The following is a 23,920-nucleotide window of genomic DNA, read 5'->3' on the forward strand; positions in this document are numbered from 1 at the left end:
AGCGCCGGCATGCAATCGAGACTGGTCGATTTCATCGCGCTGCTGCGCAGTCACGATGTGCGGATATCCCCGGCGGAAACCCTCGACGCAATGGAAGTGGCCGCCACCCTGGGCTATGCGGGACGCGAGCGCCTGCGCGATGGCCTGGCCATGACCCTGGCCAAGACACCCGCCGAGGAGGCCGTCTTCGAACACTGCTTCGACCGCTTCTTCGACCGCCAGCTGGCGGATTTTGGCAGCACCCGGCGGGAGCAGGCGCAGGCCGAGCCAGCCACTGAAACCATCGGGCGGGAACTGGAGCCGGCAGCGGAGGGCCACGACGCGCCACTGCTCGACGCCGCCCGTGACGACGCCGCCCTGCGGGAACTGCTGGCCAACCCGCTGCTGCAGCAGCTGCAGGACAATGACCAGAACGCGCTGAACCTGGCTCTGGACCGGGCCGCGGAGCAAGTGGGGCTGGGGCAGATGCAGATGTTCACCCAGAAGGGACTGTTCACCCACCGAATGCTTGAGGCCATGGGAGAGGCCAGCCTGCGCAACGTCATCATCGCGCTGGAACAACAGCACAGCCCTGCGCTGGCGCCGCTGCAGCGCTACCGCGACATTCTCCGCGAACAGGTGCGGGACTACGTGGAACGGGAATACCTGCTGCACGCCGAGGGTCACAACGCCCGTTTCATGGACGATATCCTGAGCCATACCCGCCTCAACAACCTGGAACAGCGCTACCTGCAACGAGTACAGGCCCTGGTGCATAAAATGGCACGCAAACTGGCTGAGCGCCACGCCCGCAAGCAGCGCCGCCACCGGCGCGGACGCCTGGACATGGGCCGCACCCTGCGCGCCGGTATCGCCAGCGACGGAGTCCTGTTCCAGACCCACTGGCGGCGGTTGCGCAAACACAGGCCCCAATTGCTGGCGGTGTGTGATGTCAGCGGCTCAGTGGCGGCCTACGCCAAATTCCTGCTGTTGTTCCTGTACAGCCTGCAGGACGTGCTCCCGCGGGTACGCAGCTTTGCCTTTTCCAGTCAATTGGGCGAGGTGAGCGAACTGTTCGATCAGTACCCGGTGGAAAAAGCGATCGAACTGGTAAACTGGCGCTACGGCGGCGCCACCGACTACGGCAACAGCCTGCAGGATTTCGCACGCCTGGCGCTGGACGACATCAACAGCAGCACCACCGTAATCATCCTCGGCGACGCGCGCAACAATCACGGCGACCCGCGGCTGGACATCCTGCGCAGTATCTACCAGCGCAGCCGCCGGGTGATCTGGCTCAACCCGGAGTCGCGCCGCGCCTGGGGCAGCGGCGACTCGGAGATGCTGCGCTACCACAGTGCCTGTCATTTTGCCGCCGAATGCAATAATCTTGCCCAACTGGAACGTGTGGTTGATCAATTGCTCAGGTTGACACGATGAGATGATGCGCTACCACTGTAAGGATTGCAGTTACCAGGGCTCGCAGGTCAGCAGTGGCGGCGGTTGCCCGGCCTGTGGCTCATTCAATACCCAGATTGTCATGCAGCAGCAGACAGCGCCGCCCAGATCCCGCAAGGGCCAACTGACGCTGCTGGCCGTGTTGTGGCTGTGCTTCGCCGGCCTGCTGCTGACGAAGCTAATTGACTGACGCTGCCGGCAACCCGTCACGATGAATGACACTTGCTTGAAGCTTTTGGAACTTCGTAACCCGGTCGGCATCCTGGGAGGGGGCTTTCGAGACACGCCGTCAACCCGTCCATGGGGGCTCGTATGCAGCGTCCCTGCTGCATACGGTCTCGAAAGCCCCCTCCCAGGACGCCGACCTCCCACCGGGGTGAGTTAAAGCAAGTGCCATTCATCGTGACGGGATACTAATCGTCCCCATCGAAACTCTTCAGGCTCAGCTCCACCGAGCCGTCGGGCTTGCGCACCTCGCCCTCCTTGGCGAACTTGATCCGCAGACGCACATTGTTGACTGAATCGGCATTGCGCAGGGCCTCGTCCTCGGTAATCAATCCCTCCTGGTACAGCTCGAACAGTGCACTGTCGAAAGTCTTCATGCCCATGTTCTCGGACTTGCTCATCACTTCCTTGATACCGTCGATCTCGCCCCGCAGGATCAACTCGGCCACCATCGGAGTACCCAGCAGGATCTCGATCGCGGCGCAGCGCTTGCTGTCCACGGTGGGGATCAGGCGCTGGGATACAAATGCCTGGATATTCAGCGACAGGTCCAGCAACAACTGGTGGCGGCGTTCCTCGGGAAAGAAATTGATGATCCGGTCCAGGGCCTGGTTGGCATTGTTGGCGTGCAGGGTGGAAATGCACAGGTGACCCGTCTCGGCGAAGGCGATGGCGTGTTCCATGGTTTCCCGGTCGCGAATCTCGCCGATCAGGATCACGTCGGGTGCCTGGCGCAGGGTGTTTTTCAGCGCATTGTGCCAGTTGCGGGTGTCCACCCCCACCTCGCGCTGGTTGACGATGGACTTCTTGTGATTGTGGACGTATTCGACCGGGTCCTCGATAGTGACGATATGGCCGGCACTGTTGCTGTTGCGGTAATCGATCAGCGCCGCCAGCGAGGTGGACTTGCCGGAACCGGTGGCGCCGACAAACAGCACCAGGCCCCGTTTGCGCATGACCACTTCGGTGAGGATGGGCGGCAGGCGCAGCGATTCCCAGCTCGGGATATCGGCGACGATATTGCGGGCCACGATACTGACCTCATTGCGCTGCATGAAGATATTGACCCGGAACCGGCCGAAACCCGAGATCGAGGTGGCCAGGTTCATTTCCAGTTCCTGCTCGAAATCCGCCTGTTGGGTCTTGTCCATCAGCTCGTACGCAATCAGCTTGATCTCGCCGGGCTTGAGGGTCTCACGGGCGATGGGCCTGAGCTTGCCCTGGAACTTGGCGCAGGGAGGGGCGCCGGTGCTCAAGTAGAGGTCCGAGCCGTTCTCGGTCGCCAGGGTTTTGAGCCATTCGGTTATGCGCACACAGGTCCACCTTCGTTCATGGATCGGATCGCGGAGCCATTTCAGCGGCGATCCCTTACTCTAGCATCCTGCCAGCGCCCGACAAGCGATATCCGGAGAAAACCCCATTCGGTGAGCAGTCCCGCTCAAAGACCGCACCCTCTGGATCAGAAGCTGTCCCTGATGGTGAACAGGATCTGGCTGCCGCTGACGTCGTCGTCCGTCATGAACGGGAAGGCAAGATCGACATGTACTACGCTGCCCTTCTCGGCGCGGCTGGAATTGAGCCGGATTCCAATTCCCGCGTTGGCCAGAACTCCGCCATTGCTGCCGTTGTCCTGCCCTTCAAACCAGGCCCGGCCCACGTCTATGAATGCTGCCAGGCCGACCTGGACCAGGCGAAAAGGATGCCAATCCGAATAGTAGCGCTGCTCCAGATTGAACACGAATGAGCGATCGCCCACCTGGTAATTCAGCTCGTAGCCGCGCAGACCATTGTCGCCTCCCAGGGTCAGCTGCCGCTCCGCGGTGAGCCCGTCGGTATAATCCAGCCGCAGACGGCTGAACACTGCCCACTGCCGCGACTGCTTGTGAAGATAACTGGTCTGGGTGGTCCACCAGAGGTTCTCGAAACGCTCATTGTCCACACCCCAGAAACCTTCGAGGGTACTGTCCAGCTGCCACAGCCGGTAGTCATCGACTAGCAGGGTGTTCTCATAGCTGCCCTTTAGCACCAGCTGGTCCTGGCTGGCGCCCAGGTCCTTGCCTGACCAGCCCAGCACCCAGCTGTAGCGTTCACCTACATAGACGTCCTCGGTACGGCCCAGGTAGTTGAAATTGTGCAGCTCGACGAAACGGTCGGCGGTGGATTCGTAGCTAATATACGGATAGCTGTAGTCGCGGTCCTCGGGGAGTTCAAGCGGAGGAATGTCGGAATCGCTGAAATCGAAGCTGTTGCTCTCGTAGACGTAGCCAAACAACCAGCGCCCCACCCGTCTGTGATCGCCGGTTGCGGAGGCGATGCCGCCAAAGGTTTCCACCAGCTCGGTCTTGTGCTCGAACTCCGCCACTTCATCTCCACGGAACCAGCGGGTTTCCTCCAGCTTCATCCGATTCAGGTCCAGCCCCGCCGACCAGCGCTCGTAGACCGAGAAGAACGGCCGCACCAGGCGCAGGCCGTGCTCATAGCCATCGTCGTTGTCCGCCATGGAGGCGCGCATGCGCCAGCGCGAGCCCGCCAGCGCCGGATCGACGTAGCGCACCGTATTGCCCGAGCGCTCTTCATCACTGTCGTGCTGGATGATGATCTGCTTTCCGGTACCCAGGAAATTGGCGTCGCGGAAACCGATTGCATATTTGTTTTCGCCGCCGGAACGGCCCACTGACAACATCGGCGTGAAGGTCCAGATATCGCGGGTGATCACCTCGATATCCACTACGTCGCCACAGCGGCGCCAGGGCCGCACCTCGGCATCATAGATAAAGCCCAGGTCGCGCAGGATCCGCTCGGACTCCCGCAGCCGTGCCACATTGAATTCTTCGCCCTCCTCCACCAGCAAATGATCCGCTATCACCCATTCCCGGGTTACGCTGTGGAAGTCATTGGCCCAGCGATAGAGCCATTTGTCCTCCTCCGGGTCGTCGGTGTCGAACACGGTGAAGCGCTGCTGGCGTATGCTGCCGATACGGCTGCCCGCCGGAATTTCCTGCTCAAAATCCTGATGCGCGGCGGAGGGTTCAAAACGAAAGCTCTCGGTCTGCGGCTGGGGCGGGATTTCAACGCAGGCCCCCTCGGCCGGATCCTGCCGGGCGACCGCGGGCAGCGCCAGCGGGAGCGATAGCGCAAGCCACAGGAGGCTGCGCGCCGCTACGGGAACGCAAGGAAAAGACTGACTGGCATACAATGGCAACATAACGGCCAAGATAGCGCCAATGAGGGGTACAGGGAAATGCCGGGAATGTGCATTTGTCCGCAATTGCGGAGAATTTGAGCTGGATTCAGCGGCACATCCCTGTGCGCGGGCTTCTTGCCCGCCACACAGGGGTGTAGCCAGCAGCCCTCAGACGTAGTAGTTGAAGCCCAACAGGTTCCAGTAGTAGTAGAACCAGATCAGGAACAGGCCGGCCACCGTCACCGTGCTGAAGCGGAGCCGGGACCAGACACTGCCTTCGCCGCGGCGCCAGAGCTGTACCGCGAGATACAGGTGCCACAGACCGGCGACGGTGGCCAGCAGTGGAAACACCAGCGCCACTTTCAACACGGTGGGCAGCTCATAGAACAGCGCCTGCAGGCCGGCGCTGAGGGCGATGCCGACCAGGATGAGAAACAACAGGTTGCTGACGGCCAGCGCGACCGACACGCGCCAGCGGGTCTTGGCGGCAGCGGTGGATTCCCGGTACCGCGACCACTGGTAGGCCAGCCGCAGGCAGATGCCGATACAGACCAGCAGCGCCAGCCCCAGCAGCGGGAGCACCACGCCCTTGCTTTCATACCAGGGCGCGCGGTACAACTGCATCACGCCCATGCCGTCAATGACATAGCCGACCACAGCGCCATCCCCGTCCCGCTGGAAGGCGATACGGCCGTTGTCATCCACCTCCCGGAACAGATCCGGCTCCAGCTCGACATAGCGCTGGTCGTCCACCAGCAGCGTATTGTCATCCATCGGCGTAACCGTCGAGCCTCCGAGCAGGCGCATCAACGCCTCGACTTTGGTAAAGCTGCCGCGATAGCTGTTGTAGGTACCGGCGTACTGATCGGCACGTTCGGCAAAATCCGCGGGTGGCTCCACCGCCGGCTGGGCCGGGGGAAAGAAGTTGTCGTAGAAGGCCTCGACGAAGCCCTGGTGGGTGGGCCCGCCCCCGGTCCACTGAAGGAGGAAAACAGCATGAAATTTTCGCTGCGCGACATGCCGAAGTGGGACACGAACACGGTCGTGCCGCCATCGTGACCAAATATATCCAGGCCGTCATAGCCATAGGCATAGTGGATAAAGCCCAGGCCCATGCCGTTGACCCGCGGATCGTGGCTGAAACCCTCTGTCAGCATCTGCTGCAGGGTCTCGGACCGCAGAATCCGCCGCCCCTCCCAGGCACCGTCATTGAGCAGCGCGCGGGCAAAACGCGCCATGTCCGGCGCCGTCACCGCCGCCGCGCCAGCGGGGCCAAAATTGGCGACTATCTCGTAATCCAGCTCAACGTAGCCAGCCGCCTCGCGCCGATAGGCCCGGGCCATGTCCGCTTCGAGTTCCGCCGGCAGGGGTTCGACAAAGGTGGAGCGCTCCATGCCCAGCACGTCAAAAATATGCCGCTGGACGTAGGCATTGAACTCCATGCCGGAGACATTGGCAACGATCAGCCCGGCCACGGCCGTGGCCCAGTTGGAGTAGGCGACGTGCTCGCCCGGCGGGTTGATCCGCTTGGGCTGGTAGCGTTCCATCGACTCCGCCAGCGGGACAATGCGCTCGACATCATTGATGATCAGGTAGCCCAGAGCTCCATCCTCGAAGCCTGCCGTGTGGGTCAGGATATGCCGCAGGGTCACCGGCTGGCCGGGCCAGCTGTCCTCGACCTGGAAAGTCTCCAGATACTGGTTGACGTCGACATCCAGATCCAGCCGGCCCTGCTCAACCTGCTGCATCACAGCCACCCAGGTGAACAGCTTGGAGATGGAACCCGGCCGGAACAGGCTGGTGGCGGCGTCGACCGGAATGCGTTTGGCCACATCGATGTAGCCGTAGCCCTTGGCGAACACCAGTTCGCCATCCTTCATCACCGCGACCACACCGGACGGGCTGTGATGGCGTTCCATCTGCGGCTTCACTGCGCCGTCGACAAAGGCCTCGACCACCGCCGGATCGCTGACATCCGGTACCGCCGCCTGCAGCGGCCCGCAGGCCAGCAGCGTCGCTGCGACCAGCACGCCAGCCCGGCGCCACAGACTTGCCATTGTTCTTCTGTTCATGATCATTCGCCCCGATAATCCCGATGTAAAAATACAGGGGCGAGGCTCTGCCGAGCCGGCGCCCCACAATTCGCTAGGCCTGCCAGACCTCGCCCAGCACTCGGCGGAAGTTGGCGCCCAGCACCAGCTCGATGTGCTGGTCGGTGTAACCCCGCCGGATCAACGCTTCCACCAGGTCAAAGGTGCGCCGCGGATGATCGAAATCGTCCACGTCGAGCTTGTCCCGGAAGGAGTAGCTGGCCTTGTAACCGGCCTTGAGCTTGCTGTAGGCAGGCTCGGGGATGTCGTCGTAGCCGTCCATGTCCATGTCCGAACCGATGCCGACATGTTCGATACCCGCCAGCTTGGCGACATAGTCGATATGGTCGACCATATGTTCGATATTGGTGGGCTCGCGGTCGCGAATGAAATTCCTGACGCCGGTGATGCCCATCACGCTGCCGGCCCGGCCCACCGCCTCAATCGCCGCGTCAGGCTTGCAGCGGACGTGGCCTCCGGCCAGGGTACGGACGTTGGAGTGGGTAATCAGTACCGGCTTGGAGGACAGCTCGAACGCATCGAGGGTAGTCTGATCGCCGCAATGCGACACATCCACCGCCATGCCGAGCTTGTTCATCCGCTCGACAATCTGCACCCCAAAATCACTGAGACCACCATCGCTGCGGTCCGTTGAACCGGTGCCGATCAGGTTGCGGCTGTTGTAGGTGAGCTGACTGACCCGCTGTCCCAGGTGATAGTAGAGGTCGACATCATCCACCTCCCGGAAATGGTCCGAGTTCTGCACCCCGACGATGAAACCGACCCGCTCTCCCTTCTTCAGGGTTTGCAGATCCTCTATGGCATCGATCCGGCGCAGATGCTGGGGGTGATCCGCCAGCAGGCCATTGATGCGGGCAATATACGGCGCCACCTCGTCCGCGCTCAGACCGATCGCCGGATGCAGCACATCGATACCGGAGGACAATACGGTCTGCAGATGCTCCTCGCTGACCGCAAAGCCATCCTTTTGCTTGGGCTCATCAGAAAATGCCGCCAGCATCATCGGTCCGAACGGGAATGGCGTCGACAACATGTCGAAGACCTGGCAACTGTTCACCAGGTCGATGGCGCGGCTGCTGTAGCGGGTTTCGCTGTCCGCGAAAACCCGGTGGGCACCAAAGTTGAACATCGGCAATGCCAACGCCGTCGCACCGGCGGCCCGCAATACCGAGCGTCTGCTGTAGCTGTTCTGTGACTGTTTGCTCATGACTGTCTTCCTCCGGGTGAATGGATATCCGTACACGAGGCTGCAGGGGTTTGCAGCAGGCGTTCAATCAGTGCATCGGTACCGCCGCGCAGCGGATCGACACAGGGTAGTCCCAGGCGCCGGGACAGCTCGGCCAGGTAGCTGTCGCGTTCGTCAGCGCCCAGACTGGAGCTGTTGATACTGACGCCAACACAGGCAATTGCGGGGTTGGTCAGCGATCCCAGCGCGACAGTGCGCTCGATGACCTGTTCAATTGTCGGCAGGGGAAAATCATCCCAGCCGCTGATCCGCTCACGCCCCGCTTCGTGGCATACCACAAAGGCATCTGGCTGCGACCCCAGCAATAATCCCAGGCTCACGGCCGCGTAACCGGGGTGGAACATGCTGCCCTGACCCTCGATGACATCCCAGTGGTCATCACTGTTGGCAGGCGACAGCAGTTCCGCCGCGCCGGACAGGAAATCCGAGACCACTGCATCCAGCGGCAGGCCACAGCCGGCGATCATGATCCCGGTCTGGCCACTGGCGCGAAAATCTGCGTTCAATCCCCGCCGGTGCATATCACGCTCCAGTGCCAGCGCGGTGTACTTTTTCCCCACGGCGCAGTCGGTACCCACCATCAGCACCCGCTTGCCGCTGCGCTTGCGGCCACTGCCCACCGGCAAGCCGGCCGGGCACTTGCGCACATCGAGCAGCCGCGCGCCGCTGCGCTGGGCAGCCTCGCGCAAGCGCGGGGTGGCCGCCAGGCTGACATGCAGCCCCGCTACAATATCCATGCCCAGCGAAGCGGCCTGCTCCAGGGTGTCCATCCACTCGTCGGGAATGTCCCCGCCCACACGGGCGGCGCCAACCACCAGTGAACGCACCCCGGCGGCGGCCGCTTCCTGCACCGACATGCGCGGCAGACCCAGGTCGACACCGTCGTCGATCAGGCTCAATTGTCCGCGGCACAGCTCCCGCCGCCATTCCACCAGCCCCGCGCCGGTCTTGGTGTAGGTCGGATGCGTCTCACTGCCCAGAAAAATCAAATAGGGCGGCCGCAGTTCAATCGTGTTCATATAATCCTGGTCCTGTTCATTCTGAAGAGTTGTTGTATCCGCCAGCGGCCTGCTCCTGCCAGGATGCGTCGGCTGCGGTGCGGCCGATGGTAATGCGCCACAGGCCAATGGTGAGCAGTGGCACTACCAGCACCGCCATGAAGATGAGCGTCAGGGCGCCATAACCGCGGGCGATCAGATCAATGATGCCGATTTTCTCCCCGGCAAAAATCGCCACCACCAGAATGGCCAGCGCCAACACCGGCCGCAGCGCCCGCGGCAACTCGCTGCCGCGGTCCGCAAAGGCGGTGCCGATGCGCTCGTTTACTGCGTGCAGCAACGCGGTGCCCGTTTCAATGAAGGTGCCGAACACGATGATCTGGAAGATCAGCTGCAGCCAGCCGACATTGAGCTGGGCAATCAGGTAACTGGCCGGCACCGGCTGGTCGCCGATCTGGGGGTAGCGCGACATCATGGCAACGAAGAACAGCAGCGCCGGAATTACCGCGATCGCGCCTGCCAACAGGCCCGCCCCCACCGTTTGCCGGCGGGTGCGCAGGGCGGACACTGCAAACAATATGGCGGGAAGTATTGCAAGATTGTAGCCGGAATACAGGACCCCACTCTGGATCCAGCCGGTAGCGGGCGGCGCCGTGCGGAAGCTGTCCCCGATATCCCCGCCGAACAGCCGGAAAGCCAGCACGAACAATGCGGCGTAGACCAGGTACAGCAGCACCGACCAGCCCGCCAACACGCGCTTGATGATTTCCGAGCCGGTGAATGTCAACAGCGCAATCGCAAGCATCAGCGTACTGGTGCCCGCCAGTGACGACAGACCAAAGCTCGCTGCCAGGGTACCGGCCGCCGACCCGACCACGGACAGAATGAGCAGCAACAGGCAAAGGAACGCGATTTCATAGACCACCCAACCCGGCCCCAGCAACTCGCGACAGAAATGGCGATAATCATAGGCCCCGGTCACTCGGGCAAACTCGAAACCCGCGGCCAGCACCAGACCGAACATCAGCCCGGACACCAGCAGGCCCAATACCCCGCCCCACGGTCCGCTGGCAAAGAAAAATTCGATCAGCTCGCGGCCAGTGGCATAGCCCCCGCCGATCAATACCGACTGGAACACGAAGCCGGGCATCAAATAGTAACGGAAGAAATTCATGGGCAATCCGTCGTCGACAGATCGGCCTCAGCGTACAGCACTGGCATCGGCAGACCTCAGCGAGGCTTGTTGCGCACGGGCCGGCCGGGCATCAAGGCCGGGTTCAGCTCGCCATCCGCGACCAGCAGCACACCGTTGACCAGCACCTGCTCGATTCCGCCCGACGCCCGCGCGGGCGTGGCGTAGGTGGCGTTGTCGGTGATCTGCGCAAGATCGAATATCACGATATCGGCATCCGCGCCGGGCTGGATGCGGCCCTTGCTGCGCAGCTGTGGCACCGCCTGTTGCAGAATTTTCGCAGGTCCATAGCTCACCCGCTCAATGGCTTTTAGCAGGGATATCGCCTGCTGCTCGCGCACGTACTGGCGGATAAACCGGGCGTAGGTACCGGCGGAGCGGGGATGGCTCCAGGCGGTTTCAGGCAGCGGCCAGGTCGCCTCCGGCAAGGCCTCGCCGGCCACGGTCCAGTCCCCGCCATCCGATGCAATCACGCCGTCCGGGAACAGGACCGACTGATTCAGCAGCCGCTGATCTTCCGGGTCCTCGGTATCCAGGAAGTGAATGACGATCTGGGTGCCAGGCGCCTCGCGCTGCAGCCGCGCCAGCTCCTGTTCGGTGAGGCGGGTGCCATCGACGTCGAAATTGGCGGCGGTAACCCCGCCGACACGCTCACGCCAGTCTGGCCCCCGGAACATCGCGGCGCCGACGCCGGTGGAACCTGCGCCGTAGGGATAGGCCTCGGTACTGATCCTGACACCCTGCTCGCGGGCCTCCATCAGCATCGGGCCAATGATTTCGATATCCCGCAGGCTCATGGAGTTGAGATGCACGATATGGGCATGGACCCCGGTGCCGGCCGCCGCCGCCACAATTTCCGCCATTGCCTCAAAGGAGCTGTCGGGCTCCAGCATGGACAGGAAGCGGGCGTGGGTGAACGTCGGCACCTCGTTGCGTGCCGCCAGCTCGCTGATCCGGTGATACTCCTTGCGGCCTGTGCCCGGCGCATAACCGAGCAGGAAGCCGACCCCCAGCGCGCCCTGATCCAGGCCTTCCTGCACCATCGCCTCGATGCGCTCCAGCTGGGCGGCAGTGGCCAGCCGGGTCTGCCAGCCCGGATCGGAGAACTGCTCCATGAACCAGGCGGGATCCGCCTGTGGCGTCTTGTCCATCAGCGCTGCTATGCGCGCGTTGGCCCAGTTGACCGCGGCACCATAGTTGATGGGGCGGCCCTGCGTGGCCCGCTCATCGTAGAAATCGGCCACCGGCAGCACCCCCGCCTCCAGCTCCAGGGCAGTGGTCACACCGTCCAGCGCCTGCATCCGCGCCGCCGGCAGCGACTGGCCGTGAGCGTGCATGTCGATGAAGCCCGGGCTGACCACCCGCCCGCTGGCATCGATGAGGGTGGCTGCCGTCATTGGTGCCTCGCTGACGGCCACAATTTTGTCGCCGCGGATACCGACATTGCGAATGGCATCGAGCCCGGTTTCGGGGTCGATCACCCGGCCGCCGAGAATCGCGATATCGTAGTCTGGTTGTTCGGTCTGGGCCGCCACCGCGACACAGCCGAATACAAACAGGCCGATGAGTCCATGGATTATTGTCTGTTTCACAGTGCGACCGTTGCTCCAGTGTCAGTATCAGCGGTGGGCAGAGCCCGCCACTGGCGGTATTGACGGGGGGTTAGAAGTCCACCCTGGCATTTATGCCTATCGTACGCGGGCGCGTGAAGTAGCCTCTTGAATCTACCCCAGTGCCCGCAATGATATTGTCCGTCCGCGCCACCACATCCCGTTCATCAAACAGGTTGGTCACGAACATGCCGAAGGTGAAGCGGTCATTGCTGACACTGGCGTCCAGGTCGGTGATCAGGCGGGCATCGATTTTTACCGGCAGTTGCGTGGCAGAGCCGCTGAAAGCGCTGACAGAGCTGCCGACATAGCGCAGACCGCCGCCCAGATTAGCCTGCCACTGGTCAAACACCGGGAAGCCGTAATTCGCCTGCAGCGACGCAGTCCACTCCGGCAGGTCGGGGAACTGTTCCCCGGCGATACCACCAAATTGAGGCTCGTCGGAATCCAGTTCACTGCTGGTGTAGGTCACATTGCCCACCAGGGTCAATGCGTCCACTGGCCGCAAGGTCAGCTCGCCCTCGAAACCATAGGCGCCGAGACTGTCCCGGGCATTGCCGTCGGTAGTGACACCATTGAGCACCAGGGCGGTCTGGAATTCGGACCAGTCGATCATCCACAGTGCTACGTCATAACTGAGTCTGCCGCGTGCGCTGCTGCCCTTGGCACCGACCTCATAGCTCCAGGCCTTGTCCGCATCCACCACCGGCTCCGCAATGTTCTCGCCAGTGGCCGGATCCAGGATCGGCAGGTTGCTCTGTGCCGGCCGATAGCCGCTGGCAATACGGCTGTACAGAGAGAGGTTCTCGGTGGGCCGGTAACGGGCCGCAAACAGATAGGTGTCGACCGTGTCCTCGATCTCGGGCGTGACCAGATCGGCCGTGCCCAGCAGCAGGCCACTGGTGGTGTAGGCCAGCTCGATACGGCTGCGGCTCAGGCGCGCACCAGCAGTCACATCAAATTTCTCGTTCAGCTCCCAGGTGATATTGCCGAAACCCGCGTATTCGCGGTAGTCCGCCGGAAACGAAATGGTCAGCAGATCAAAGGCGGGAGTCGCCTGTGCCGACTGGTTGTTGAATGATTCCTCGTCGGCGTAATACAGGCCCGCGATCCACTGCAATGGCCCATTGCCATTGGAGGTCAGGCGGAACTCCTGCACATACTTCTCGGAGCCGGCCTCGAGCACAACGTCTACATTGGTCGTGGTACCGGGCTCACGGTTATCGAACTGATCGACCAGCCCTGCGAAGGAGGATGTGCCATCCTGGAGCTGGCCGAACTCGTATTCTACGTAGCTGCTGCTGGAGGTCAGTGTTGCCCAGCCCATATCGTAATTGAGGCTGCCGGAATATATCTCATAATCCACGAACCGCGGACCCTGCCCGTCGATATTGCTGTATTCACCCCACACCGCCCGGTCGGAGCCACCCTCCAACAGCACGCTGTCGTAGTAGTCCGCGTCGATGTTCTGTTGCAGGTACTTGAGGCGCACTTCGAGCTGATCCGTGGGCACAAACAGCAGATCCGCCGCAAAGCCCTCGGTGATGCCACCATCCGCATCCTCGTCGATTACCGCGCCGGTGACGGGATCGACCTGGTCCACATAGCCGGCGGTATCCCGATAAAAACCGGACAGGGTCAGGCCCAGGGTATTTTCAATCACAGGTACGCTCACCCGCCCGCTGTAGGTATAACCCAGGTCACCGGAGGCGGTGTCCGAGATATCGGCGCTGACGGTACCGCGCATTTCCTGCAGTGCCGGATCGCGGGAGATATAGCGCATCATGCCGCCCACCGAGGTGGCACCGTACAAAGTGCCCTGGGGACCCTTGATAATCTCGACCCGGTCGATATCCATCAACAGGCCATCAAATAAAACCGTACCCCCACGGGAAAAACTGGTATTGGTGGTCAGCGGCGTATCATCCAGGTAGATCCCGAACACCGGGGTGGATGAGGGCTGCGGCACCCCGCGGGCACTGATCGAACCCCGGCCCACACCACCGAAACTGTTGTAGGTCACGCCGGGCGTGTAATCGAGCATATCGGAAACTTGCTTCAGACCCCGGTACTTGAGCGCGTCCGGTGACATCACCGACACCGCCGCCGGCACATCCTGCAGGGATTCCTCACGGCGTCCCGCCGTGACAATGATCTCTTCCAGCACGGTGTCGCTGGCGGCCGGAGCGGAATCCTGTGCCGTGGCAGCGCCGGGAAGGCCGGAGGCCATCAATACACCTACAAACTGGCCGGTCAACAAGGCTCTTTTGTTCATCGTTGTGTGTCCCCACTAAGAGAATGAAATCGTTATTGCTACTTGATTATTACAGCTTTAAAAAATATTACAACCATTATTTAGCGGCTCTAATTTAATGTAAGGCTGCGTTAAAATGGTTTTACGCCTGCTTAAACTACTCATACAATAGTGATCGCGCCACTCAGGAGCCATACCGGTCTTCCATGCCAGTGGCCGGCGCAGCGGGAGGAGACCATGGTCAAGCAGGATTTCAAGAACAGTGAAGCCGATCAGGCCTATCAGCAGGTCATGGATGCGATCGTCACCCAGCAGTTGTCGCCCAGCCAGAAGGTGTCCGAAAACATCTTCAGCGACATGTTCGGCATCAGCCGCACACTGGCCCGCAACCTGATCGAACGCCTGATCGCCAAACAATTCCTGGTGACCGTATCGCCGCGGGTGACGCTGGTCGCGCCATTGACAGCGATGGAGATCAAACAGAACTTCGCGCTGCGCAAGATACTGATGCCCCAGGTATGGGCGCTGGCGGCGGCATCGGTGGATCACGAGGCGCTGGAGGCGCTGCATGCGGAAATCCGGGAACTGCGGCCCATGGACAACGACGGTGTCGCGCTGCAAATGCTGCAGCAGAACAAGGCCCTCAACCTGATGGTCTGCGCCAACGCCGGCTATCCGCTGATGCTGGACTGGATCCAGCAACTGGAAGACACTGCGATGCGCATCTACTGGCTGTACATCAAGGCCAACAATCGCTCGCCTTATTCCAGCGAGCAGCAGGCCCGGGTCCTGCAGGCGCTGCGCAGCGATGAACCCGCCAGCATTCGCGAAGCCGTCCACGACATCCTGAGCCAGGTGGAAGACAGGATCCTGACCAGCATCTTCACCAGCGCCCAGTTCTTGAACCAGGACCTGAAACTGTAGTACCCGGGAGCCACCGCGACGACCCTTCAGTTTGCAGGATCGGGACATTGCTGCATCTGTACTCGCCGGCGATAGACGGCTAAACTTACGCCGCTCTGGCCACCGGGTGCCGTGCCTCCCTGATCCTCCGCCCCACCACAAGGAGTTCCGCTTGTCCCCTCACCTGCAGCGACAATTGCACACCCTGACAGGGCCCGGCTATCGCGATTTGCTCAACAGGATCCAGCGCGGCATCGAAAAGGAGAGCCTGCGGGTTACTGCCGACGGCAGGCTCGCCCAGACGCCGCACCCGCAGAGCCTGGGCTCGGCGCTGACGCACCCGTCCATTACCACCGACTATTCGGAGGCATTGCTGGAATTCATCACCCCGGTGGACACCAGCACAACCCGGACCCTGGAAACGCTGGCGGATGTGCACAGCTTCGTCTGCCGCAAACTGGACCAGGAGCTGCTGTGGGCGGCCAGCATGCCCTGCGTGGTCAGCGATGACAACAGCATCCCGGTGGCCGAATACGGCAGCTCCAATGTGGCACGCATGAAAACCGTCTACCGCTACGGCCTGGGCCATCGCTACGGCCGCCTGATGCAGACCATAGCGGGCATCCACTACAACTTCTCAATGCCGGCGGACTACTGGCAGCGGGCCTGGCAGGATGCGGGTGAACCGGAGCCACTGCAGGACTACATCACCAATCGCTACCTGGGCCTGATTCGCAACTTCCACCGCCATTCCTGGCTGCTGATCTACCTGTTCGGTGCCTCACCCGCGGTCTGCGCCAGCTTTCTAAGCGGGCGCGACCAACACGGCCTGCAGCCCTTCGACGAACGCGGCAGGACCCTGCACATGCCCCACGGCACCTCGCTGCGGATGGGCGACCTGGGCTACAACAGTGAGGCCCAGAAGGGGCTCACTGTCTGCTACAACAGCCTGGACAACTATATCCACGCCCTGCGCGACGCAATCATGCGTCCCCACGCAGCCTATCGGGACTTCCCCTGCGGCCAGGATGGCAACTACCAGCAGCTCAATGACAGCCTGCTGCAGATCGAAAACGAATTCTACAGCACTATCCGGCCCAAGCGGATCACGCGGCCGGGGGAAACCCCACTCAACGCGCTGCAGCGCGCCGGTATCGAATACATCGAGGTACGCTGCATCGATGTCAGTCCGTTCACGCCGCTGGGGCTGGATGTCGAACAGGTCCATTTCCTGGACACCTTCCTGCTGTACTGCATGCTGGAAGAGAGCCCGCCCTGCGAAGCAAGCGAACGCAGCCTGCAGGCCGGCAATCTGCTGACGGTGGTCAACCGCGGCCGCGAACCGGGGCTTGAGTTGCAGTCCGCCACCGGTCCCCAGCCACTGCAAACCATGGCCGATGAACTGCTGGACAACATGGCCGGCATTGCCGGGCTGCTGGACGACACTCACGACAGCACGGCCTACAGCGCGGCCCTGATGGAACAGCGCGCCCGCACAGCCGACCCCGAGCGCACACCTTCGGCCCGGATACTGCGGGAAATGCGTGAGCGGGAACAGCCGTTTTTCCGGCTGGCGATGGACTACAGTGAACGCTGGGCGCAGCATTTCCGTGAACGTCCGCTGGCCGCCGCTGTCGAACAACGGTTCGAGGACGAAACCCTGAGCTCGTGGACCGCCCAGCGAGACATGGAGGCCTCAGATACCCTGGATTTCGAGTCCTACCTCGCCCGCTTCTATGCCCAGTACCGGGACCTCTAGGAGCCTGTCAGCCACAAGGACCACGACCCGTATGCTGCAAACCCTTTCTCCCCGCCTGGTCTATCTTGGTCTTGCACTGACCGCACTGCTGGCGATGCTGTTTGCCGCCTACCTGGAGCACCAGCTGGGCCTGCATCCCTGCCCGCTGTGCATGAGTCAGCGGGTGTTCGTGGTGCTGGGAGGCCTGCTCGCGCTGCTGGCAGCCGTGCATAACCCGCGCGGCCCGGGCCGGCGCGTCTACGGCGCGTTGTGCGTGCTGGCGGCCGCCCTCGGCGCCGCGATCGCCGGACGCCACGTCTGGCTGCAGCACCTGCCCCCGGAACAGGTGCCCGCCTGTGGTCCCAGCCTGGAATACATGCTGGAGACACTGCCGTTCAGCGAGACCCTGAACATGGTACTGATGGGCGACGGCAACTGCGCCGAGACCCACTGGACCCTGCTGGGCTTCAGCATCCCCGAGCAGACACTGATGCTGTTCATCGCCGTGGCAATCGTCAGCCTGTGGCAGACCCTGCGCTCCTACCCGACCCGCTAACCAGCAGCGATGTCCTCAGCCGAGCCATCAGGCCAGATCCACTGTAGATCTGGCTCGGCACGGCGATTGTGCCGCAGCAAGTCCCACGATCCATAGCGAGTTAATACTGTGCAGGCAGGTTCGCCTCTACGGTGGGCTTGCAGAGACCGTTTGCAGCATGGACGCTGCAACCGAGCCCCCATGGATGGGTTTACGGCGTGTCTCTGCAGGCCCACCGTAGAGGCGGACCGGGACACTTGGCACCTAAGCTCGCCACCCAGCGCTTGCCGCCACAGCGGCCCGGCGCCTATAGTGGCTGCCAGACCAAACGCACCCTGGAGTAGCGCATGCCCCACAGAAGCAACGACCCGGCCGAGCAGTTTCGTGCCGTGGAAACCCTGCTGACCAACTGGCTCAAGGAGCGGCGGGCCCTGCTGGCGCAATATACCGCGCTGGTGGTGGCCAGCGACGATCACGGGCAGGGCGGGCGCTCCGGCCCGCGACAGGCGCAGCTGTGCGAGTTGCTCGTCGATTATGTGTCCGCCGGCCACTTCGAGGTTTTCGCAGAACTGCTGAATGAAGCCGAAAGTTTTGGTGACGATGGCGCCGCGCTGGCGTCAGAGCTGATGCCCGCGATCACCGATACCACCGAGGTGATCCTGGCTTATGAAGAAAAATACGGCAGCGGTAAAAATTACCCGGAAACCCTGCGCAGGGACCTGTCGGCGCTGGGTGAAATGCTGGAATCGCGTTTTGTGCTGGAAGACCGGCTTATCGCCGGCCTTCACAACAGTCACCGGCGCCAGTTGCAGGCGCCGGCACGGGAGGCCTGATCAGCCCTCCGCAGACTCTGCCTCTTCGGCGCCATCCGTTGCTTCTTCGGCTGCTTCCTGCGGCTCGACCGACAGCAGCTCGACCTCGAATATCAGCGCTGAATTGGGGCCGATCATCTCACCGGCGCCGGCGGGGCCATAGGCCAGCTCAGCGGGGATATAGAGTTTCCATTTCGCACCGGGCGACATCAGCTGCAGCGCCTCGGTCCAACCCGGAATGACCTGGTTGACGCCGAATTTCACAGGCTCGCCGCGTTTGTGGGAGGAGTCGAATTCGGTGCCATCGACCAGTGTGCCGGTATAGTGCACCTCGACCGTATCGGTGGCAGCGGGGCTTTCACCTTCACCTTCCTCAAGCACCTCGTACTGCAGGCCCGAATCGGTCACTACCACGCCTTCACGGCTCGCATTTTCGGTCAGGAAGGCCTCTGATTCGGCCTGGTTGGCTTCCCCGGCAGCCGCCATTGCCGCCTGCTGTTCAGCCACCGCCTTTTCCTGGAAGGCCTGCATCTCGGCCTGGATCTCTTCCTCGGTCAGGCGCGGCTCACCACCTTCCTGGGCATCGCGCAGGCCGGCGCTGAAGGCTTCGACATCGATCGGCACATTGTCAGACGCCATCCGCATGCCCAGGCCGTAGGCGATGCCGTAGCTGAGACGCTGATTGGAGGTCTCCAGCGTCACTTCAGCAGTCTCTTCACTATCGGTGGAAGATTGCTGATTGCAGGCCTGCAAGGTCACAGCGGCAACCAGGGCAAGCGGCAGAGCATATTTTTTCATAGCATTGGTCCATTTTTGATCAGTGGGAGGTGAGGCAATCCGACCGCAAGCATCCGTCCGGGTATCCCCCGGGTCGCTTGCCGGCATGGAATTGCCGGCCACGAGAGGCGGTATCAGCGGAGCTCACGAGCGCGATCATCGCAGTGGGACCAGATCATACTACCCGAGAGCGCCGCAACGCCACCCCCGGGCTCAAGCGAGCAGCAATACGGTGAGCCGCTGCAGCAACCGGCTACGCTCGCTATCGTCTGCTGCGGCGCTCAACAGTTGCTCCAATTGCCGCCGCAGCCCCGCCGGTCCGGCATCCTGTGCCCGGGCCCGCTGGTGCCAGCCCCAGATCTGCCGTTGCTGCTCCTGCTCCGCTTCCAGTTCCAGTACCTTCAATTGCTGACGCAGGCCCGCCGCGGCCGGCACTTGCCGCCAGCGGCGGCGCAACTCGCGCAATGGCACCACCACCTGCTGATGCCATGGCTGCAGCTCTGATTCCAGTGAGCGCCACTGCCCGGCATCCAGCTCAAGACCCTGGCACGTCAGCCAGGCGGCATACAGCAGCAGGTTCACGTTCGCCGCAAAACGGTCCTGGGCCTCCAGACAGGCCTCGGCGACATCTGGCTTACCGTATTGTTGCAGGGAAAACTCCCACAGGGGATTGCTCATTGCGTCTCCGGCTGGCTCCCGCGCGAGGCTGCGAGTAGAATGCGCGGCCTCATGATTATTCTACGCGATATTGAACTGCGCCGCGGCAGCAAACTTCTGCTGGAAGGTGCCAATGTCACCTTGCAGCCGGGCCAGAAGCTGGCCCTGATCGGCGCCAATGGCAGTGGCAAATCAAGCCTGTTTGCGATGCTGCTGGGCGAGCTGCAGGCAGACGCCGGCGAAATAGAAGGGATGAGCAACCTGCGCCTGGCCCATATGGCGCAGGAAGTTGCCAGCACCGAAGAGCTGGCGGGACGCTATGTGCTGCAGGGCGACGCCGAACTTGCGGCCCTGGTCGAGGCAGTGAGGGCAGCCGAGCACAACGGTGACTTCCAGCGCGCAGCCAGCCTCCACAGTGCCATGGAAGAGGCCGACGGCTACAGCGCCGAGCGCCGGGTCCACCGGCTGTTGCAGGGCCTGGGCTTCGCCACGGATGCCGGCGGGCGGCCGGTCAGCGACTTTTCCGGCGGCTGGCGCATCCGCCTCAACCTGGCCCGGGCGCTGATGGCGCCCTCCGACATGCTGCTGCTGGACGAGCCCACCAACCACCTGGACCTGGACGCGACCCTGTGGCTGGAGCAATGGCTGCAGAGCTATCCCGGCACGCTGCTGATGATCTCCCACGACCGCGACTTCATCGACGCCACCTGCGAGCGCATTCTCAGTATCGAGGGGGGCCAGTTGCAGGCCTGGAAAGGCAATTACTCGGACTACGAGCGGTTGCGGGCGGAAATGCTCGCCAACCAGCAGGCCAGCTTCGAGAAGCAGCAGCTCAGAATTGCCCATATCGAGGACTTTGTGCGCCGCTTTCGCTACAAGGCCACCAAGGCGCGCCAGGCCCAGAGCCGTCTCAAGGAGCTGGAGCGCATGCAGCAACTGGCGCCGGCCCACATCGACTCACCATTCAACTTCGTGTTTCCACCCGCCGGCAGGAGCAGTGATCCGCTGTTGCGACTGGACGAGGCCGAACTGGGCTACGGCGGCCAGACCATTCTCAAGCCGGTCAACCTGATGCTGCGTCCCGGCTCGCGCATTGCGTTGCTGGGCAAGAATGGCGCCGGCAAGTCCACGCTGCTCAAGAGCCTGATCGGCAGACTGCCGCTGTTGGCCGGTACCCGGCAGGCCGGGGAGCACTGCCGGATTGGTTATTTCGACCAGCAGCAACTGGAAGCGCTGGATCTGGAGGCAAGCGCAGCGCTGCATATCCAGCGCCTGAGCCCCGATGCCAGAGAACAGGAAGTACTCAATTTTCTCGGTGGCTTCAATTTCCGTGGCGACGCAGCCACCAGCCCGATCGCCCCCTTCTCCGGCGGCGAGAAGGCGCGCCTGGCGCTGGCGCTGGTAGTCTGGCAGCGCCCCAATCTGCTGGTGCTGGACGAACCCACCAACCACCTGGACCTCGACATGCGCAACGCCATGGAAATGGCGCTGCAGGGTTACGAGGGCGCCCTGATCCTGGTCAGCCACGACCGCCACCTGTTGCGCAACACCGCGGACGAGCTGCTCCTGGTCCATGATGGTCAGGTCGAGGAATATGAAGGCGACCTGCGCGCCTATGAGCAGTGGATTCTGTCCAGCTACCGCGGCGGCGGCAAACCGGCGGCACCCACCGCGGCGGCGGTGCCCGAAGTGAAGCGCAAGGAAAAGCGCCAGCAGGCGGCCGCACAGCGGGCCGAAAGGCGCCCCCTGCAGCAACAGCTGGCGAAGACCGAACAGGCGATGGAGGCCCAGGAGCAGGCGCTGGCTGCATTGCAGCAGCAAATGGCAGACCCGGAGCTGTATGCAGAGGAACGCAAGAGCGAGCTGGCCAGCCTGCTCAAACAAGAGGGAGAACTGAAGCTGCTTGCCGACCAGCTCGAAGAACGCTGGCTGGAATTGCAGCACAGCCTGGAGCAGCTCAACAGCTGAACAATGCCAGTTTGGCCGCGCGCGGCAGACGCTTGATCGCGGCTTCCCGGCGCAGTGCGGCAGCCCGGTCCGGCGCCGCTTCGCTCCACTGCAGATGCACAGGTCGGCGGCCACGGGTGTAGCGCGGCCCGCCCGCCAGAGTGCCATTGTGCTGCTGCACGCGGCGCTGCAGATTCACTGTCACACCGGTATACAGGCTGCCATCGGCACACACCAGTACGTATACGAACCAGCCGGGGCGGCCGCCGGCAGGCCGTCACTCATGCCGCTGCCACACCGGATGGTAATAAGGACATAACGAAATACTCCTGACGGCCCGGTTGTACGACGATAGGGCAATGGTATCATTGCGCCTCTGATTTCCGGCACAGGTCGGGCATCAAACCGCCAACTGGAGAGCGCAATGAGCGAACAAATCGTACACGTCAGCGATGCAAGCTTTGACGCCGAGGTACTGAATTCGGATATCCCGGTACTGGTAGATTTCTGGGCCGAGTGGTGTGGCCCCTGCAAGATGATTGCGCCGGTGCTGGAAGAAATCGCCGCGGAATACAGCGGCAAACTGAAAGTATGCAAGGTCGATGTCGACGCCAACCCGGACATTCCACCCAAGTTTGGCATCCGCGGCATTCCCACCCTGATCCTGTTCAAGGGCGGCAGCGCCGAGGCCACCAAGGTCGGCGCCCTTTCCAAGAGCCAGCTGACCGACTTCATCAAGGAAGTGGTCTGAAACTTCCGCCAGACCGGTTATTGGCGGTCTGGCTGCGCCAGGGAGGGCGCGATGAAACACGCAAAAAGCGGTAGACGACCCTCTCCCACCGTGCTACATTTCCTTCCGTTGCACGGCCCCGTGCCGCAATAATAATTCTGCCACCCAACGATTTAACGCTGCATCCACGTTGCCCATGGTCGGTAGGTCCGCCCGTCACGTCCGTTTGCATTGTTTTTCTTTCCCGAACATCAACCCAGCACACTCTATGAATCTAACTGACCTCAAGACCAAATCCACCCAGGAACTCATTGATATCGCCAAAGAGATCGGCCTGGAAAACATGGCTCGATCACGCAAACAGGACATTATCTTCGCGATCCTGAAGCGCCACGCCAAGAGCGGCGAGGACATCTACGGCGACGGTGTTCTGGAAATCCTGCAGGACGGCTTCGGCTTCCTGCGTTCGGCGGAAGGCTCCTACCTCGCCGGCCCCGACGATATTTATGTCTCGCCCAGCCAGATACGCCGCTTCAACCTGCGTACCGGCGATACCATCTCCGGCAAGATCCGACCGCCCAAGGACAGCGAGCGCTACTTTGCCCTGCTGAAGGTCGGTGACGTCAACTTCGACCGGCCGGAAAACGCCAAGCACAAAATCCTGTTTGAAAACCTGACGCCGCTGTTTCCCGACGAGCGCCTGACCCTGGAAAAGGGCAACGGCAGCACCGAGGATCTGACCGGCCGAGTGATAGATCTGGTCGCGCCCATCGGCAAGGGCCAGCGCGGCCTGTTGGTGGCGCCGCCCAAGGCAGGCAAGACCATCATGATGCAGAGCATCGCCCAGGCCATTATCAGCAACAATCCCGAGTGCTACGTGATCGTCCTGCTGATCGACGAGCGCCCCGAGGAAGTCACCGAGATGCAGCGCTCGGTGGGTGTGCGCGGCGCCGAGGTAGTTGCCTCCACCTTCGATGAACCGCCCTCACGCCACGTCCAGGTGGCCGACATGGTGATCGAGAAAGCCAAGCGCCTGGTGGAACACAAGCGCGACGTGGTCATCCTGCTGGACTCCATCACCCGCCTGGCGCGCGCCTACAATACTGTGGTGCCCAGCTCCGGCAAGGTACTGACCGGCGGTGTCGATGCCCACGCACTGGAGCGGCCCAAGCGTTTTTTTGGCGCGGCGCGCAATATCGAAGAGGGCGGTAGCCTGTCCATCATCGCCACCGCCCTGATCGACACCGGCTCCAAGATGGACGAGGTGATCTACGAGGAGTTCAAGGGCACCGGCAACATGGAACTGCACCTCGACCGCAAGATCTCCGAAAAACGCATCTACCCCGCCATCAATATCCGCCGCTCCGGCACCCGTCGCGAAGAACTGCTCACCGGTGAGGAAGAACTGGCCCGCATGTGGATCCTGCGCAAGCTGCTGCACGGCATGGAGGACACCCCCGCGGTGGAGTTTCTGCTCGACCGGCTCAAGGATACCAAGACCAACGACGAGTTCTTCATGTCCATGAAGCGCAAATAAGTCTGCACCGGCCGCGGGCTTCGCATT

At 62.3% G+C, this 23,920-nt stretch carries 20 protein-coding genes and 1 pseudogene; 9 read left to right on the plus strand and 12 right to left on the minus strand.

All coding sequences use genetic code 11. From position 1 onward, the window contains the following. Positions 1-9: 9 nt before the first annotated feature. Together G3T16_RS07285 and G3T16_RS07290 are read left to right on the plus strand one after the other, a co-directional pair. Positions 10-1,419, plus strand: coding sequence for a VWA domain-containing protein (locus G3T16_RS07285; RefSeq protein ID WP_163494476.1), 1,410 nt, complete (start codon positions 10-12; stop codon positions 1,417-1,419). Position 1,420: 1 nt separating this feature from the next. Then, complete coding sequence (locus G3T16_RS07290) at positions 1,421-1,627, plus strand: hydrogenase maturation nickel metallochaperone HypA (RefSeq protein WP_163494477.1); 207 nt, start codon at positions 1,421-1,423, stop codon at positions 1,625-1,627. Between the two features lie 223 nt (positions 1,628-1,850). On the opposite strand, the gene G3T16_RS07295 is transcribed toward G3T16_RS07290, so the two are convergent. From G3T16_RS07295 to G3T16_RS07330, 9 genes are all read right to left on the minus strand, one after another. Further along, on the minus strand, positions 1,851-2,975 hold the full coding sequence (locus tag G3T16_RS07295; RefSeq protein ID WP_163494478.1) for a PilT/PilU family type 4a pilus ATPase: 1,125 nt from the start codon (positions 2,973-2,975) through the stop codon (positions 1,851-1,853). Between the two features lie 146 nt (positions 2,976-3,121). Next, complete coding sequence (locus G3T16_RS07300; RefSeq protein WP_232059357.1) at positions 3,122-4,867, minus strand: BamA/TamA family outer membrane protein; 1,746 nt, start codon at positions 4,865-4,867, stop codon at positions 3,122-3,124. Positions 4,868-5,014: 147 nt separating this feature from the next. After that, entirely contained in the window at positions 5,015-5,746 is a 732-nt protein-coding gene (locus G3T16_RS21045; RefSeq protein WP_197911947.1) for a hypothetical protein, read from the minus strand. Continuing rightward, positions 5,653-6,918: a serine hydrolase domain-containing protein gene (locus tag G3T16_RS07305; RefSeq protein ID WP_197911948.1), complete on the minus strand. Its 1,266-nt coding sequence runs from the start codon at positions 6,916-6,918 to the stop codon at positions 5,653-5,655. The genes G3T16_RS21045 and G3T16_RS07305 overlap by 94 nt, the downstream gene beginning before the upstream one ends. Positions 6,919-6,991: 73 nt before the next feature. Next, positions 6,992-8,164: a dipeptidase gene (locus G3T16_RS07310; protein ID WP_163494480.1), complete on the minus strand. Its 1,173-nt coding sequence runs from the start codon at positions 8,162-8,164 to the stop codon at positions 6,992-6,994. Further along, positions 8,161-9,222: a DUF1611 domain-containing protein gene (locus G3T16_RS07315; RefSeq protein WP_163494481.1), complete on the minus strand. Its 1,062-nt coding sequence runs from the start codon at positions 9,220-9,222 to the stop codon at positions 8,161-8,163. The genes G3T16_RS07310 and G3T16_RS07315 overlap by 4 nt, the downstream gene beginning before the upstream one ends. Before the next feature lie 16 nt (positions 9,223-9,238). After that, positions 9,239-10,375, minus strand: a complete 1,137-nt coding sequence (locus G3T16_RS07320) for a YkvI family membrane protein (protein ID WP_197911949.1) — start codon at positions 10,373-10,375, stop codon at positions 9,239-9,241. 56 nt (positions 10,376-10,431) lie between these two features. Continuing rightward, positions 10,432-11,985: an amidohydrolase family protein gene (locus G3T16_RS07325; protein ID WP_197911950.1), complete on the minus strand. Its 1,554-nt coding sequence runs from the start codon at positions 11,983-11,985 to the stop codon at positions 10,432-10,434. A gap of 70 nt (positions 11,986-12,055) precedes the next feature. Continuing rightward, complete coding sequence (locus tag G3T16_RS07330; protein ID WP_163494482.1) at positions 12,056-14,278, minus strand: TonB-dependent receptor; 2,223 nt, start codon at positions 14,276-14,278, stop codon at positions 12,056-12,058. Between the two features lie 216 nt (positions 14,279-14,494). Between G3T16_RS07330 and G3T16_RS07335 the strand changes: the two genes are divergently transcribed. From G3T16_RS07335 to G3T16_RS07350, 4 genes are all read left to right on the plus strand, one after another. Then, positions 14,495-15,181, plus strand: a complete 687-nt coding sequence (locus G3T16_RS07335; protein ID WP_163494483.1) for a GntR family transcriptional regulator — start codon at positions 14,495-14,497, stop codon at positions 15,179-15,181. 151 nt (positions 15,182-15,332) lie between these two features. Further along, on the plus strand, positions 15,333-16,919 hold the full coding sequence (gene gshA / locus G3T16_RS07340; protein ID WP_232059299.1) for a glutamate--cysteine ligase: 1,587 nt from the start codon (positions 15,333-15,335) through the stop codon (positions 16,917-16,919). A gap of 31 nt (positions 16,920-16,950) precedes the next feature. Further along, positions 16,951-17,454 (plus strand): disulfide bond formation protein B, encoded by a 504-nt coding sequence (locus tag G3T16_RS07345; protein ID WP_197911951.1) that lies wholly within the window; start codon positions 16,951-16,953, stop codon positions 17,452-17,454. A 326-nt stretch (positions 17,455-17,780) separates the two neighbouring features. After that, on the plus strand, positions 17,781-18,266 hold the full coding sequence (locus G3T16_RS07350) for an Rsd/AlgQ family anti-sigma factor (protein WP_163494484.1): 486 nt from the start codon (positions 17,781-17,783) through the stop codon (positions 18,264-18,266). Here G3T16_RS07350 and G3T16_RS07355 read toward each other — a convergent pair whose 3' ends face one another. Together G3T16_RS07355 and G3T16_RS07360 are read right to left on the minus strand one after the other, a co-directional pair. After that, positions 18,267-19,043: an FKBP-type peptidyl-prolyl cis-trans isomerase gene (locus G3T16_RS07355; protein ID WP_163494485.1), complete on the minus strand. Its 777-nt coding sequence runs from the start codon at positions 19,041-19,043 to the stop codon at positions 18,267-18,269. A 192-nt stretch (positions 19,044-19,235) separates the two neighbouring features. Further along, positions 19,236-19,700 carry a TIGR02444 family protein gene (locus G3T16_RS07360; protein WP_163494486.1) on the minus strand — a complete coding sequence of 155 codons (465 nt, stop codon included), beginning with the start codon at positions 19,698-19,700 and terminating at the stop codon, positions 19,236-19,238. A 51-nt stretch (positions 19,701-19,751) separates the two neighbouring features. On the opposite strand from G3T16_RS07360, the gene abc-f reads away from it, so the two are divergent. Continuing rightward, complete coding sequence (abc-f, locus tag G3T16_RS07365) at positions 19,752-21,647, plus strand: ribosomal protection-like ABC-F family protein (protein ID WP_163494487.1); 1,896 nt, start codon at positions 19,752-19,754, stop codon at positions 21,645-21,647. Here the strand turns inward: abc-f and G3T16_RS07370 are convergent. Beyond that, a pseudogene (locus G3T16_RS07370) lies at positions 21,637-21,867 on the minus strand (GIY-YIG nuclease family protein); the annotation flags it as partial. The gene abc-f and the pseudogene G3T16_RS07370 sit on opposite strands and share 11 nt — an antisense overlap. A gap of 183 nt (positions 21,868-22,050) precedes the next feature. On the opposite strand from G3T16_RS07370, the gene trxA reads away from it, so the two are divergent. Together trxA and rho are read left to right on the plus strand one after the other, a co-directional pair. Next, the gene (gene trxA / locus G3T16_RS07375; RefSeq protein ID WP_163494488.1) at positions 22,051-22,377 is read left to right on the plus strand and encodes a thioredoxin TrxA; all 327 of its coding nucleotides are present in this window, start codon (positions 22,051-22,053) and stop codon (positions 22,375-22,377) included. 247 nt (positions 22,378-22,624) lie between these two features. Further along, positions 22,625-23,893, plus strand: a complete 1,269-nt coding sequence (rho, locus tag G3T16_RS07380) for a transcription termination factor Rho (RefSeq protein ID WP_163494489.1) — start codon at positions 22,625-22,627, stop codon at positions 23,891-23,893. The last annotated feature ends 27 nt before the right edge of the window (positions 23,894-23,920 follow it).

This window comes from Kineobactrum salinum, from assembly GCF_010669285.1.
Taxonomy (GTDB): domain Bacteria; phylum Pseudomonadota; class Gammaproteobacteria; order Pseudomonadales; family Halieaceae; genus Kineobactrum; species Kineobactrum salinum.